Annotated in this window: 11 protein-coding genes; 2 read left to right on the forward strand and 9 right to left on the reverse strand. The window is 71.4% G+C overall.

All coding sequences use genetic code 11. From position 1 onward, the window contains the following. Positions 1-41: 41 nt before the first annotated feature. Entirely contained in the window at positions 42-1,151 is a 1,110-nt protein-coding gene (locus EUA06_RS14915; protein ID WP_129477156.1) for a fatty acid desaturase family protein, read from the reverse strand. Between the two features lie 158 nt (positions 1,152-1,309). On the opposite strand from EUA06_RS14915, the gene EUA06_RS14920 reads away from it, so the two are divergent. Together EUA06_RS14920 and EUA06_RS14925 are read left to right on the forward strand one after the other, a co-directional pair. After that, positions 1,310-1,852: a hypothetical protein gene (locus EUA06_RS14920; RefSeq protein ID WP_129477158.1), complete on the forward strand. Its 543-nt coding sequence runs from the start codon at positions 1,310-1,312 to the stop codon at positions 1,850-1,852. A gap of 32 nt (positions 1,853-1,884) precedes the next feature. Continuing rightward, a complete protein-coding gene (locus EUA06_RS14925; RefSeq protein ID WP_129477160.1) occupies positions 1,885-2,226 on the forward strand; it encodes a DUF2200 domain-containing protein in 342 nt (113 codons plus the stop codon). 9 nt (positions 2,227-2,235) lie between these two features. Here EUA06_RS14925 and EUA06_RS14930 read toward each other — a convergent pair whose 3' ends face one another. The 8 genes from EUA06_RS14930 to eda form a co-directional block, all read right to left on the reverse strand. Next, complete coding sequence (locus tag EUA06_RS14930) at positions 2,236-2,787, reverse strand: dihydrofolate reductase family protein (protein WP_129477162.1); 552 nt, start codon at positions 2,785-2,787, stop codon at positions 2,236-2,238. Positions 2,788-2,790: 3 nt separating this feature from the next. Continuing rightward, a complete protein-coding gene (locus EUA06_RS14935; protein ID WP_129477164.1) occupies positions 2,791-3,696 on the reverse strand; it encodes a helix-turn-helix domain-containing protein in 906 nt (301 codons plus the stop codon). A gap of 65 nt (positions 3,697-3,761) precedes the next feature. After that, a complete protein-coding gene (locus tag EUA06_RS14940) occupies positions 3,762-5,384 on the reverse strand; it encodes a CopD family protein (RefSeq protein WP_129477166.1) in 1,623 nt (540 codons plus the stop codon). Continuing rightward, positions 5,381-5,983 carry a DUF1775 domain-containing protein gene (locus tag EUA06_RS14945; protein WP_129477168.1) on the reverse strand — a complete coding sequence of 201 codons (603 nt, stop codon included), beginning with the start codon at positions 5,981-5,983 and terminating at the stop codon, positions 5,381-5,383. Before EUA06_RS14945 ends, EUA06_RS14940 begins: the two co-directional genes overlap by 4 nt. A gap of 13 nt (positions 5,984-5,996) precedes the next feature. Continuing rightward, positions 5,997-6,221 (reverse strand): tautomerase family protein, encoded by a 225-nt coding sequence (locus EUA06_RS14950; RefSeq protein ID WP_129477170.1) that lies wholly within the window; start codon positions 6,219-6,221, stop codon positions 5,997-5,999. A gap of 82 nt (positions 6,222-6,303) precedes the next feature. Beyond that, positions 6,304-12,141: a LamG-like jellyroll fold domain-containing protein gene (locus tag EUA06_RS14955; protein WP_129477172.1), complete on the reverse strand. Its 5,838-nt coding sequence runs from the start codon at positions 12,139-12,141 to the stop codon at positions 6,304-6,306. A 220-nt stretch (positions 12,142-12,361) separates the two neighbouring features. Beyond that, positions 12,362-13,459 carry a sugar kinase gene (locus EUA06_RS14960; protein WP_129477174.1) on the reverse strand — a complete coding sequence of 366 codons (1,098 nt, stop codon included), beginning with the start codon at positions 13,457-13,459 and terminating at the stop codon, positions 12,362-12,364. Then, a complete protein-coding gene (eda, locus tag EUA06_RS14965; protein ID WP_129477176.1) occupies positions 13,456-14,091 on the reverse strand; it encodes a bifunctional 4-hydroxy-2-oxoglutarate aldolase/2-dehydro-3-deoxy-phosphogluconate aldolase in 636 nt (211 codons plus the stop codon). Before eda ends, EUA06_RS14960 begins: the two co-directional genes overlap by 4 nt. Between the last annotated feature and the right edge of the window lie 5 nt (positions 14,092-14,096).

A 14,096-nucleotide genomic window follows, 5' to 3' on the forward strand; every position in this document is an offset into this window, starting at 1 on the left:
CCACCCGGCGGTGAGCTGCCCGCCGAGGGCGGGCGCCGGGATCATGCGCGCGGCGGCAGGGACAGCCGCAGCACCTTGTGCCAGGCACTCGCCACCTGCCGCAGCAGGGGCCGGCTGTTGTAGGGCAGTCCGTGCCGCTCGAAGAGCTCGCGCACCGGGCCGGCGACCTGTGCGTAGCGATTGCTCGGCATGTCGGGGAAGACGTGGTGCTCGACCTGGTGCGACAGGTTCCCGCAGAGCAGGTGCATCAGCCACGGCCCCGAGATGTCGGCGGACCCGAGCATCTGCCGGACGTACCAGCGTCCGCGGGTCTCCGCCTCGTCGACCTCGGCCACCTCGAAGGTCGCGACGCCCTCCGGGAAGTGGCCGCACATGATCACCGAGTGGCTCCACACGTTGCGGGTGAGGTTGGCGACGAGGTTGGCCGTCATGGTCGTGCGCGCCGATCCCGTCACCGCCGAGAGGAGCGGGTGCAGCGCGTAGTCGCGCAGCGCACTGCGCCCGACGCGCCGTGCCGTGGTCCGCATCTCGGCTCGCTGCTTCTCCGAGAAGCCGCGCTTCGTCCGCAGCGTGTCGCCGAGGTCGAGGTCGTACATCGCGATGCCGTACTCGAAGATCAGCGCGTTGACGACGTTCAGCAACGGCTGCGCCAGGTGTCGCGGCTGCCACTCCTGGCCCTCGTCGACGCGCATGATGCCGTAGCCGAGGTCGTTGTCCTTGCCCAGCACGTTGGTGTTCGCGTGGTGGCGGTCGTTGTGCGCACGCTTCCACTGCTCCGGGGCCGAGGCGTGGTCCCACTCCCACGTCGAGGAGTGGATCCTCGGGTCGCGCATCCAGTCCCACTGCCCGTGCAGGACGTTGTGCCCGATCTCCATGTTGTCGAGGATCTTCGACAGCGCCAGCGCCGTCGTGCCGAGCCACCACGCGCCCCGGTGCCGGCTGCCCAGCAGGACGACGCGACCGCCGACCTCGAGGCACCGCTGCACGGCGATGAGGCGCCTGACGTACGCCGCGTCGTCCGCGCCACGGCTGGCCATGACGCCCTCGCGGAGGGCGTCCAGAGTGCGGCCGATCTCGTCGAACTCGGCCTCCGTCAGGTCGTCGTAGCCCCGCTCGCGCGTGACCGGGGCGTGCTGCAGGAAGGCCGTCATGCCTGTCAGTCCCCGACCAGACCGTCCTGCATACGTCTCGGGGACGCGGGGCACGAATGGTCGTGAGGTGCGGTCGACCCGGACGTGGCGCAGGCCACGGTCTGGGCCGGCGTGGGCGGGGTACGTACGTTGGACCCTGCCCCGACGAGAGGACCCCCGTGCACCACATCAGCAAGGCCACCGCCGTCATCACCCTCCCCGCCCGCACCGCGTTCGCAGTCGCGAACGCCGGACTGCGTACGACGATGCGTCTGGTGGGCTGGGCAGCCGAGCAGGCAGCCGGTCAGCCGGGCCCGCGCACCGCACCCCCGTCGAGCGTGCCTGTGCCCAGGGCGGCCGAGCCTGACGTCGACCCGATGGAGCCCACCCGGACCCCGCCGCCCGCGGTGGTGCCTCCGGTGAAGAAGGCGCCTGCGAAGAAGGTCCCCGCGAGCGAGGTGCCGCTCAAGTCGGCGCCCACCCCGTCGATGCCCGCCGGCGTCGAGGCGATCGACGCGGCGCTCGAGGTGCCGGTGCCCGCTCCGGCGAAGAAGGCCCCGGCGAAGAAGACCGCGGCCAAGAAGACCGCGGCGAAGACCCCCGCGAAGAAGGTCGCCGCGAAGAAGGCACCGTCGAAGCAGGCCGCTGTCCTCGCGCCCGCCCTCGGTCTCTCGGAGGACGAGGTCGCCGACGTGGTCGGGAACGACCGCCCCGAGCGCTGACCGCTGTCGGTCGGCGCGCCTATCCTCGACCCATGCACCGGATCTTCACGACGAGCGTCGCCTCGGTCTACCCGCACTACGTGACGAAGGCCGAGAAGAAGGGCCGGAGCAAGGCCGAGGTCGACCAGGTCATCGAGTGGCTCACCGGGTTCGACGAGAAGGCCCTGCAGCAGCACCTCGCCGACGAGACGACGTTCCACGACTTCTTCGAGGCCGCCACCCTCAACCCGCACGTCGACCAGATCACCGGGTCGGTGTGCGGGGTCAAGGTGCAGGAGGTCGAGGACCCGTTGATGCGCCAGATCCGCTACCTCGACAAACTCGTCGACGAGCTCGCGAAGGGCCGACCGATGGAGAAGGTGCTCCGGGGCTGACGCGGGCGGTCAGGCCTCGAGGGGCCCCACGACGTCGTAGCGCGCCGCGATGAACGCGGCGTTGCGATCGGTCTCGACGAGGCGCAGGTCCAGCCGGCGCGGCAGGAGCGGACGCCCTGCCCCCAGGGTGACCGGCGCGATCTGGACGATGACCTGGTCCAGCAGGCCGGCGTCGGCGAACTGACCGACGAGGTCACCCCCACCGACGACCCAGAGGTCCTTCCCGGCAGCCGCGGCGACCATCTCCGGGTGGACCGCGGCGACGTCGCCGGAGGCGAAGCGGAGGTCGGCGCCGGGGTGCGGCTCGGCCTCGCGGTGCGAGAAGACCCAGGCCGGCATGTCGTACGGCCACGGCTCCGACCGCTCGGCGAGGTGGTCGACCAGCCAGTCGTACGTCGTGCGCCCCATCGCGACCGCGCCGATGTCGGCGATGAAGGCGTCGTAGGCCAGCGGCGCGTCGGTCTCGCGCTGCTCCTGCTTGAAGAGCCAGAAGAGCGAGTCGTCCTCGTCGGCGATGAACCCGTCGAGCGTGGTCGCGGTGAAGAAGGACGTGCGCACCACGGCTCACGCCTCCCCGCGCTGCTCGCGCAGCCAGGTGATCGGGTCGCCGTCGTCGACGGTGACACCGTGGCCGCGCAGCAGGTGGCGGGCGACCTGGCGTCGAGCGGCGGCGAAGGTCACGACGTGGGCGAACACGCTGCCCATCACGAAGCTCTCGGGCGGGTCGCACAGCGCGTCGACGAGCCGGTCGTCCCAGGCGCCGCGCGCGTCGATGTCGCGGACCGTCGACAACCAGCGCGGTGCGACCTCGTCGTGGCGGTCGAGCAGGCTGGCCGGGTCGCGGTCTCCCGCGGCCGGGAAGTCGGCGCCCTCGATCGCAGCGAGCCAGATCTCCTTGGTGGCGACGAGGTGCTCGAGCACCTGGGCGAGAGACTCGTCGGGGCCGTCGAAGCCGAGGACCTGCAGGCCCGGCACGCCGGCTGCCTCGTATGCCGCTGGCTCCACGCCCTTCGCGAGGTCGAGGAGCCCACGGGTGTCGTCGAGGTCGTGGCGGAGGAGGTGCTCGGTGATGGGGTTCATGGTCTTCTCCGTGGTGTGCACCCACAGAGACATCGGTGGGTGGAAGTGGATGCCGTTGGGAGCCGGCAGCCAGTGGCGGGCCGCCGGGGTGCTGGGCGGGTGGCCGAAGCCGCGGGCGAAGGCGCGGGAGAAGCCCTCGACCGACTCGAAGCCGGCCTCGAAGGCCACATCGGTGACGCTGGTCCCGCCGGCGAGCCGCCAGGCGGCGCGCTCCAGGATCACCCGGCGCCGCATCGCGACGGGCGGCTCGCCGGTGTCGCGGCGCAGGCGGCGGATGAAGTGGAACGTCGAGGAGTGCGCCCCACCCGCCATGTCGGCGAGCGTGGCGTGGTCCTCGTCGAGCACCGCGTCGAGGAGCTCGCGGAGACGGTCTCGGCCGGACTCGGTCATGGGTCCCAGTCTGGGGCAGTCCCGGATCCGGCGACCCGACCGCCATTGCCCTGTCCTCCCGGAGCTCAGGGCACCTCGAACGTGACCGTCCGCACCGGGTTGTCGAACTCCGTCGTCCGCAGCGACACCTGCACCTCCCAGGTGCCGGCCGTCGGCAGCACGACCTCGCCGGAGTAGATGCCCGGGCCGAGGTTGGTGAGGGACACGGCACCCAGGTCGACGTCCTCGGTCGACAGGCTCATCCGGGGCGACTCGAAGCCCTCGGCCGGCTGCCCCGCGTCGTCGGTCATCGTGAGGGTGAGCGTGGCCGGGCCGACGACGAGCGGATCGAGCGTGACCTCCGCGTCGATCTCGTCGAGCTGCACGCTCTCCGACCCGCTCGAGGCCGGAGCGCTCACCGAGACCTCGGGGTCGGGGCTCCGGTCGACGAGGAACCCGGTCACGAGCAGCACAACCACCAGCACCCCCGCCTCGGCGAACGTCGTCCGCACCAGGAGCCCCGCCGCTTCGCCACGCTCCGGGCGCCTCGCCGCCGCGCGCAGTCGCGGCACGAGCCTGAACCGGTTCCAGGCTGCGATCGCGATCGCCACCAGGACGACCAGCACCTTCACGAACAGCAGGGTGCCGTACGTCGTGTCGAGGAGCGCGCCCCACGACCCGGCCACCCGCCAGGCCATCACCGACCCAGCCACGACCAGCATCGCGAGGATCCCTGCCGCCCAGGTCGAGAACCGCGCCAGCACCTCCGCACCGGTCTCGTCCCGGCCGGCCCGGTCCCGCAGCACGAGGACGAGTGCGACGAGCCCGCCCAGCCACAGCGCCCCGGCGACCAGGTGCAGCACGTCGACGGCGATGACCAGCGCCTCCGGGGTGGCCGCGCGGGTGTGGCCGGTGAGCGACGGTGCGGCCAGCGCCACCAGGCATCCGACGAGCACCGGGCCACGGCGCGAGGCCGCAGCGAGGCCGAGGCCGATGGTGACGGCGGCGGGTACGACGTACTCCCAGGCCGCGAGCGCCGACCACGTCGACCAGGCGGTGAGCGCCGACGCGGGCAGGCCGAGCTGGTAGAGCGCGACGAGCGGCACGGCCGCCCACCACGCCAGCACGGCGACCACCGCTGCCAGGCGCGTCGTCCTGCGCAACCGGGCCCGCTCGGCGTCGACGCCGTCGGCCGGCAGGAACAGCGCCGCGAAGGCAGCCACGCCGGCGGCGACCAGCAGGCCGACGTAGGCCAGCCACCGCAGCACGCCCAGGAGGACGGGCGCGTCGGTGTCCCCGTCGTCGGCCGACGGCACGTCGACGACGTCGCTCGGCGCGCCGACGGAGAAGCGCAGCGAGCCTCCGATCGGGTGGCCGTCCTCCGACACCAGGCGCCAGACCACGACGAGCGTGCCGTCGCCGACCTCCTCGTCGAGGGAGACGACGAGCTGGCCGTCGCCCACCCGGGCGCTCGAGGCGATCTCGGCGCCGGTGGCGTCGAAGACGGTGGTGCCGGCGGACACTCCGAGCACGGACTCGTTGAAGCTGAAGGTGACCTGCTCGGGGGCGGTCTCCAGGACCGCACCCTCGCCGGGGTCGGTGGCGATGAGGGTCGCGTGCGCAGCGGCCGGCGGCGCGGGCGCCAGGACGAGCAGGGCGGTCAGCGGCAGGAGCAGTGCGGCGAGGACACGACCGGGGAACCGGCTCATGCGCGACGGCGCCGGAGCAGGAGGAGGGCGCCGCTGCCGAGGCACGCGAGGGCCAGGATGCCCGCCGCGCCGTAGGACATCGCGCCCGAGGAGATCGCGGGGTCGGCGCTCGACCCGTCGGTCGCGGTCACCACGACCACCGGGGCCGGCATCTCGAGGTCATCCCGCGCGGCATCGTCCTCACCGACCTCGGTCCAGGCGGAATCCCCCACCTCGCACCGCTGGACGACGGGGAACACCAGCTCTGCGCCGACCCGGTCCGGCAGCCTGACCGAGAAGACCACCTGCTCGCGCATGCCGTCCGGCAGCGGATGGTCGGTCCGGAAGGAGACGCCCTCGTCGGTGACCGCGGCGGACCAGCGATCGGTGTCCGAGGCCCCGACGTCACTCACCCCGGCGGGCACCCGGACGGCGACTTCGGTGGTCGCCGAGCCCGCGCACCCGTGTGGGACCTCCAGGGTCAGCACCGACCTCGCGCCCGCCCCCGTGGTGGACGCATCGAGCGTGACGTGGGCGCTGGCGGGTGCCGCGACGCCGACCACCAGCACCGCCAGGGCGGCCGGGACGGCAGCCATGGCGGCGGAGCTGGTGTGCGGCATCGCAGGAGCTCGGTCAGTCGTCGGCGAGGGCGGCGACGACGCCGGCGCGGCTCTCGTCCTCGCTGGCCAGCACGCCGCCGTTGGCGACGATGTCGGCGGTGATCTCGGCGAAGACCATCCGGACGTCCTGGCGGCGGGCGCCGAGGATCTCCACGGCGCTGTCGGCGACGGCGCGGGCGAAGTCCCGGCGCTGCTCGACGGTGCGGCCCTTCAGGAGCTCGACGGTGATGTTGGGCATGGGATGGATCCCTCTCGATCTTCATGGTGGTGACGGGCCCGGGGGATCGCTCCCCCGGGCCCGCCCTTCAGTGCGGCTCCGCCTAGCGGCGGATCCTGATGATCACCTTGTCGGTGACCGACTCGGCCAGCCCGCTCCCCTGGTAGGTCACGGTCAGCTTCGTCTTCTTCCTCACCTGGGGCAGCTTGACGACGACCCTCTCGCCGTCGAGCTCCCTGGTCAGGGTCTTCCCGCCCTTGATCGCGATCGACACGGTGCCCGTCACCGGCACGTCGTCGGGCGCTCGCAGGACGACCCTGACCTTCGGTGCCGTGCCCTTCTTCACCTTGCTCGGCGCCTTCACGGTCATCCGCGGGACGACCTTGTCGACGGTGACCTCCACGGTGGAGGACGACGCCTTGTGGCCGCCGTCCCCGATGTAGCGGAGGGTGAGCTGGTGCGTGCCGGGCGGCAGGCTCTTCGCCGGCAGCACGAGCGTGGCCCGGCCGGAGGCGAGTGCACCCGAGGCGATCAGGTCGTTGCCCGTGAGGACCTCGACCGTGCCGGTGGCGGCCGCCGGGGCGACGCTCGCCACGACGGTGCCGAGCTTGCCGTAGGTGAACGGTGCCGAGGCGCCGGCCACCGCCGAGGTGAGCGGTCCGCCACCCGTGCCGCCCGCAGGCTTCACGGTGATGGTGACGGTCGCAGGTGCGGAGGTGTCCGTGCCATCGCTCACCGTGTAGGTGAACTGGTCCTTGCCCACGAACCCGTTGTCGGGGGTGTAGGTGAAGGAACCGTCGGCCTGCAGCGAGACAGCACCGTTGACCGGCGTGCTCGTGCGGGTCGCTGTCAGCGCGTCACCGTCGGCGTCGGTGTCGTTGGTCATGACACCGGGTGCCGCGAGCGCCAGCGCCTCGCCGGAGACGGTGCTGTAGGCGTCGCCCTCGGCCACCGGTTCGGTGTTCGGCGGTGCGACGACCTCCTCCACGGTGATGGTCACCGTGGTGGCGGCCGACGTCGACGTGCCGTCGTTCGCCTTGTAGGTGAACGTGTCGGGTCCTGCGTAGCCCTCGTCGGGCACGTAGGTGAACGACCCGTTGGCGGCCAGCGACACAACTCCGTGCGCGGGCTGCGTGACGTCACCGGCAGTGAGGGCGTTGCCCTCGGCGTCGGTGTCGTTGCCCAGGACTCCCGGTGCCGCGATGCTCAACGGCACGTCCTGCACCGTGGAGTACGAGTCCGCGACACCGGCCGGGGCGACGTTGGTCGTCCCGTTGAAGAGGGCGAGCACCTCGGCGGCGTCGAGCTCGTAACCGTAGAGGCGGAAGTCGTCCTGCTGCTCGGTGGGACGCGGGTCCGGCCAGCTGGTGTTGCCGAGGAAGTTGGCGGTGGTGCCGCCCTCCCCGATGTCACCGATGGAGACCGGGATGTTGTCCCGGGTGCCACCGTTCTGCAGCACACCGTTGAAGTAGATCTTGCCCGTGGTGCCCCCGCCGGTCGGCGACGGGCCCAGGGTGACCACGACGTGGGTCCACTGGTTGAGCGGCAGGTCGGTCGTGCCCGGCAGCTGGATGCGGTACTGCTCACCGTCGTTCTTGCGCAGGGTCGCTGCGAAGCCGCGGGTGCCGTTCTCGGTCTCCGACTGCAGGAGCAGGAACTCGGAGGTGTTCTTGCCGATCTGGACGTGGGTCGTCCAGTTGGGCAGGTTCGTCGGGCGGATCCACGTGGACACAGTGGCCTCGGTGGTCATCCCGAACGTGATGTCGTTCGGCAGGTTGACGTGTCCGTCGCCGGGCAGGTTCACGCCCGCCCCGTACTTCGCGGACGCCACCCAGCCGGCATTGCCCTGGAGCACCGCGTTGCCGATCGCCGGGTCGGAGCCCGAGTTGACCGAGGTGGTCCCGGTGCCCTCGTCGAACTTGTAGTGGACCGGGACGCCCTCGCCCACCGGGGGCCGGGCGACCGTGTGCGAGACGGTCTTCGTCGAGTCGCGCCAACCCGTCCCTGCGGTGAAACGGACCTCGATCTGGTACGTCTTCGGCGGCAGCGTCACGGCCGGGAAGGTGACCGAGCCGGCAGCGACCGCGACCGCGCTGCCCTGGCGGGCACCGTCGATCCACAGCTCGGCAGTGCCCGTGGGGTTGGCGTTGGCCGAGTCCTTCACCGTGGCCGAGACCGTGACGGGCTCGCCGAACGGCGACGGGGACTCCGGGCTGACGCTGACCGTGGTGGTCGTGTCCAGCGCGGTGCCGTCGGCGTACATCCCGGCGATGTCGGCGCTGGTCAGCGCAGCGGCGTAGAGACGTACGTCGTCCATCTGACCGTTCAGCGGGGCATCGGGGAACCCGTTGCGTCCGAGCCAGTTGTTCTCGGTGTTCGCCCCGACCTCGGGGAGCTCGACCGTCAGGTCGGTCCTCTGGGCGATCTGCACCCCGTTGAGGTAGAGCGTGCCGGTGGCTCCGGCACGGGTGAATGCCACGTGGTTCCACGTGTTGAGCGAGAGGTCCCGCGCGGGGGTCGCGCGGATCCGCTCCTCGGGGTTGGTCGGGCTGGCCAGTCCGGGCGCCTTGAAGGTCGCCGCGAGTCCGGTGTCGCCGTCGGCACGCGTCTCGGTCTGGATCTGGAAGTAGCCGCCGGTGTTGCCGGACCCGGTCCCGATGTGGAACAGGCCGGCCCAGTTGGTCGGTTGCACGTCCGGGCGGACCCAGAACGAGGTGCTGAAGTCGGTCGCACCCTTCAATACGTTGTCCGGCAGGTCGACTGCGTTGGTGTTGTCGCCCCCGAGGAGGTCGACAGCACCGCCCCGCACACCGCTGGCGTTCCAGGTCGTCGTGCCGGTGAGCGTCGCCGGGCCGACGGTGATGTCGGAGCCCGTGTTGGCCGCCGTCTGTCCGGCGCCCTCCTCGAAGGCGTACGCCACGTCGGGATCGGCGGCACCGGGACCGTTGCCCACGACCACGAGGTTGTCGATGACCAGGCCGGCGCCCGACCCACCTCCGGTGATCGTCAGGTCCTGTTGACGCGCGGTGGCGGTGAAGGTGCCGACGAAGGTGTCGAACGGGGCTGTCGAGGGCCTGTCGGTGCCTGCGGAAAGCGTGGCCGACAGGTTCGCGACGGACAGGGAAGCCGTACCCGGTCCGGTGCCGGTCGAGCGGCTGTCGCGGGCATGGCGCAGGGACACGCGGTACTCCTTGCCCACGTCCAGACCCTTGATGGTGCGGGTCATGTCACCGGCGGCGCCCACGGCGAGGTGGTAACCGGTGAGGCCGAGGCCACGCATGCCGGTCGCCCTTGCGCGGACCAGCTGGACCTCGCCGTCGACCCGCCACGGGGACATCCGTCCGCTACCGGCCGCGACCTGGGCGGTGTCGGGGTACTGCGTCGCGGACTGCCAGCCATCGGGCAGGCGCGGGTACTCGAACTGGTCGACGACCACGGGCGTCGGGGTCTTCATCTTCACCTGTGGGTCGATCTGGACGATCTTCGCGAGAGAAGGCGTGCCACCGCTCCAGACGAACACCATGTAGGCGCCAGGAGGGGCGAAGTTGGCGTTCTGCGGGGTCGTGATGGTGGCCGAGCTGCCGTTCGGCGTGAACTCGAGCTCCTGGAAGTTCTGGTCGTTGTTGAAGCCGTGCGTCGCGGAGCCGTTGCGGACCAGGGTGACCCGCTCGACCGGCTTGTCGGACGTCAGCTCGAACGTGCCGTTGTACCCGACCTTGCTGGGCGCACTGGTGATGACCGGACGGGTCGCCGGCTCGTTGCCGTCGAAGAGGTACGACGGCGAGTAGTACTCGACGTCGGTGTAGTTGCGCGGGCCAGGGGCACCGCCACCGCCGACCATGATCCGCCCGTCGGGCAGGAGCAGCGACAGCGAGTGGTAGAGGCGCGCGTGCTCGTAGGGCACCTTGACCTCGCTCCACTGCTGGCCGCTGGGCGCGTCCGGGTTCCAGATCTCGGCGTTGGTGACGTAGCCGCCGTTCTCGTTGTTGTCGCGCGAGCCACCGGTGACCAGCACCTTGCCGTCGGGCATCACCACGGACGACGCCCAGTGGCGGGAGTACTTCATGGGGTCGGTCGGAGTCACGACCGGGTTGGCCGTACCGCCGGTGATGTCCACGGTGATACCGGCGCGCGCACCGACGGGGCCGCCGCCGTTGGCCCACCACCCGCCGCCGACCTGGAGGATCTTGCCGGGGCGGTACATGGTGGCGGTGGACGTCGCGCCCACCGGGTTGCCGAGAACGCCCTGGCTGCCGGTGCCGGCCCCGAGGGTGCCGCGCATGGTCACGGCGCCGTTGCCCCCGTCAGCCGACGGGTCGAGCTCGAACATCTGCGTGCCGGAAATGTTGAACACGTTGCCGTTGGTCGGGGCCACGAAGGCACGGGGATACCACCAGCGATTCTCGTCGGGGCCGTTGCCGGAACCGCCGTCACCGTAGGCCTGCGCACTGGTGGCGCCGGTGAGCAGCTTCCAGGAGCTGCCCTGCTCGGGCGTGTAGATCTCGGGGGTGAGCACGCCGGGGCCGCCCGGGCCACCCTGCAGCGAGCCACCCTGGACGACGACGGCGCCGCTGGGCAGGGTCGTACCGGTGGGGTACCACCGGGGGAAGTTCATCGGCGCCTCGTCGTTGAGACCGGAGGCGGTGGAGTAGCTCGTCACGCCGATCGCGGCGTCGTTGGGCGCATTGCCGCCGAGGCCGTCGTCACCACCGACAGTGAAGGTGGAGCGGCGCTGTGGCATCTGCACCTGCATGGAGCAGAACAGGTCGGTGTAGGTCGCGTTGGGCAGCAGGCCCGACATCGCAGTGGCCACCGTCCTCACCACCGCTGGATCCCAGATGTCGACCTGGCTCTGGCCGCCCTGGCTGACACAGCTGTTGCCGCTGAAGTCGTAGGGAGTGTTGTCCGTGCAGCCCGGGGTCGCGACGGAGCCGAAGGACTGGACCTTGCCGTCGGCCGTGAGGGCGGCGTTGATAGGGACCACCGGCCACGGAGTCACGGCACTCCAGCCACCCTGCTCGTCCTTCGCCGGCGGTGAGCAGTCGGCCGGAAGGAGGGCAGCCGAGTAGGCGAGGCCGTTGCGCAGCTGGGTGCGCACCAGGTCGTCGGCCTGGTTGTCGCCGGCGTTGGCACCGTCGTCGGCGGCGGTGTAGGCCGAGGCGTGGTGGCCCAGCGAGGTGTACCACGACCGACCCTGGTCGACGCTCTGGCACCACGTCACCGGGTGCGTGGTCCCTTCCTCGCCCGCGCGAGCACCCGGGGCGTACGACGACTCGTCGACCGACATGAGCGTGCGCACGTTGGCAGTCGGGTTGACGTCCCACTCGTACCACTCGTCGGTGTAGGACAGCGACGAGGGCAGGCCCGCGGTCAACGGGCTGGCGGGGTCACTGACGCTGACGGTGCCGCGCTGGCCCCCTGCCGGCTCGGGGTGACCCGTCGCGGACGCGCCGATGAGCTTGCGGTAGAAGGGGTTGACGTCGGCCTCGGTCTGGTCGGGGGACCAACCGGTGTAGTGGATGCCGACGAAGCCACCGCCGGCGCGGGTGTAGGACTCGAGAGCAGCCCGCTGCTCGGGGTTGAAGAGGACGCCGGCTGTGTGGGCGAAGACCAGGACGTCCTTGGTGGCCAGGTTCGCCGGGGTGAACGCGGCCGCACTGGTGGTCTCCTGGATGTCGGCGACGGCCTGGGCCGGGTCGCCGGTGTTGTTGTCCAGGCCGTACTGGGCCGCGAGCGAGTTGGAGAGCTCCTTGACCGTCGCGCGGGTGTTGGCCACCGACCCGTGCACGCCGTCGCCGCTCGAGAAGAGCAGGACGCGCAGCACGTCGTCGTCGGCGGCGGCAGCCGCAGCCGGCGCGGTGCCGACTGCCACTGACAGTGGGAGGGCCACCGCGAGGGCGATGGTCGACGCCAGGAAGTGGCGTACGGATTGCAGTTTCATCAACGTTTCCCTAGGGCTCGGCGGTGCGGAGCTCGGCGGGCGGCGGGTGCGGTCTGCGCTCACGAGACGGAGTGAAGGTATGACGACGATCACACAGAGTCAAGAACTCTGTCCATGTTGTTGAACCCTTTTACCAAGAGGTTCACATACATGAAGCAGACCTGGGCGGCCGAGTCCCCCGCACGGGGTCGACCGCCCAGGCCTGGCCTGGGGGTGGGTGCTAGCGGCGCACGCGCGCGCTGCCGCCACCGGCGAGCGCGCGCACCTCGTCGCGGGTCGCCATGGAGGTGTCGCCGGGCGTGGTCATCGCCAGCGCGCCGTGGGCGGCCCCGAGCTCGAGGCACTGCTGCAGGGGCTCGCCCTCGAGCAGGCCGAAGACGAGACCGGACGCGAAGCCGTCGCCGCCGCCCACGCGGTCGAAGATGCCGAGGTGGTCGCGCGGCGTGGAGGCCAGCACGCCGGTCTCCGGCGACCACGCGATCGCCTGCCAGTCGTTGTCGCTGGCGGTGTGGACGGTGCGCAGCGTCGTGGCGATCACCTTGAACCACGGCATCTTCTCCGCGACGGTCGCGACCATCGCCTCGAAGCTGTCCATCGGCAGCGTGCTGAGGTGCTCGTCGACGTGGGCGACCTCGAAGCCGAGCGCGGCGGTGAAGTCCTCCTCGTTGCCGATCATCACGTCGACGTGCCCGGCCAGCCGGGTGTTGACGTCACGGGCGAACTCGGTGCCGCCGATCCCGGCCCAGAGGCTGGGGCGGTAGTTGAGGTCGAAGGACACGACGGTGCCGTGCTTCTGCGCGGCCGCCATCGCCTCCTCGGCGACCGCCGCGGCGTTCTCGGACAGCGCGGCGTAGATGCCGCCCGTGTGCAGCCAGCGGACCCCGCGACGACCGAACAGGTCGTCCCAGTCGATCGTCCCCGGCCTCATGTGCGCGATCGCGGTGTTGGCCCGGTCGGAGACCCCGACCGCACCCCGGACGCCATAGCCCCGCTCGGTGAAGTTGAGTCCGTTGCGGACGGTGCGGCCGATGCCGTCGTAGGGCTCCCAGCGGATCAGCGAGGTGTCGACACCGCCCTGCATGACGAGGTTCTCGACCAGGCGGCCGATCTCGTTGTCGGCGAGGGCGGTGACCACGCCGGCGCGCAGGCCGAACACCTTGCGCATGCCGCGGGCGACGTTGTACTCACCGCCGCCCTCCCACGCCTCGAACCGGCGGGCGGTGCGGATCCGCCCCTCCCCCGGGTCGAGCCGGAGCATCACCTCGCCGAGCGCGACGATGTCGAGCTCGCACTCCTCCGCGGGACGTGTCTCGATCATGCGGGTGCTCCTTGCGCGTAGAGGGCGGTCGAGGCGGCGCAGCGGGTCGCGACCTCGTCCCAGCGGCCGTCCTTCAGCAGGTCGCCGGCCACCATCCAGCTGCCGCCGACGGCGGCGACGGACGGGTGCTCGAGGTAGGCAGGCGCGCTCTCGACGGTGATCCCTCCGGTGGGCATGAAGCGCACCTGGGGGAAGGCGGCGGCCAGTGCCTTGATCGTCGCGAGGCCGCCATTGGCCTCGGCCGGGAAGAACTTCACGGTGTCGAGGCCGAGGTCCAGGGCCTGCATGATCTCGCTCGGCGTGCTGATCCCGGGCACGACGGGCACGCCCGCCTCCTGGCAGCGTCGTACGACGGACGTGCTGAGGCCCGGCGAGACCACGAAGCGGGCACCCGCCTCGAGCGCCTCGTCGACCTGGCGCGCCGTGAGGACCGTGCCGGCACCGACGACCAGGTCGTCGCGCTCGGCGAGGCGCCGCAGCACCATCGCGGCCTCGGGCGTGCGGAAGGTCGCCTCGGCGACCGGGAGGCCACCCTCGACGAGGGCGGCTCCCAGCGCGTCGGCCTTGGCTGGGTCGTCCAGGACGACCACCGGCACGATCCGGTGGCCCCCCAGGACGTCTGTGGGGTTCACGGTGC

Source organism: Nocardioides glacieisoli (assembly GCF_004137245.1).
GTDB lineage: Bacteria > Actinomycetota > Actinomycetes > Propionibacteriales > Nocardioidaceae > Nocardioides > Nocardioides glacieisoli.

What these genes read in the sequence shown, in the direction of transcription:
- EUA06_RS14960 (WP_129477174.1), bottom strand. Translation starts at nt 13,459, where the DNA reads ATGATCGAGACACGTCCCGCGGAGGAGTGCGAGCTCGACATCGTCGCG.
- EUA06_RS14955 (WP_129477172.1), bottom strand. Translation starts at nt 12,141, where the DNA reads ATGAAACTGCAATCCGTACGCCACTTCCTGGCGTCGACCATCGCCCTC.
- EUA06_RS14925 (WP_129477160.1), top strand. Translation starts at nt 1,885, where the DNA reads ATGCACCGGATCTTCACGACGAGCGTCGCCTCGGTCTACCCGCACTAC.
- EUA06_RS14950 (WP_129477170.1), bottom strand. Translation starts at nt 6,221, where the DNA reads ATGCCCAACATCACCGTCGAGCTCCTGAAGGGCCGCACCGTCGAGCAG.
- EUA06_RS14935 (WP_129477164.1), bottom strand. Translation starts at nt 3,696, where the DNA reads ATGACCGAGTCCGGCCGAGACCGTCTCCGCGAGCTCCTCGACGCGGTG.
- EUA06_RS14945 (WP_129477168.1), bottom strand. Translation starts at nt 5,983, where the DNA reads ATGCCGCACACCAGCTCCGCCGCCATGGCTGCCGTCCCGGCCGCCCTG.
- EUA06_RS14915 (WP_129477156.1), bottom strand. Translation starts at nt 1,151, where the DNA reads ATGACGGCCTTCCTGCAGCACGCCCCGGTCACGCGCGAGCGGGGCTAC.
- EUA06_RS14940 (WP_129477166.1), bottom strand. Translation starts at nt 5,384, where the DNA reads ATGAGCCGGTTCCCCGGTCGTGTCCTCGCCGCACTGCTCCTGCCGCTG.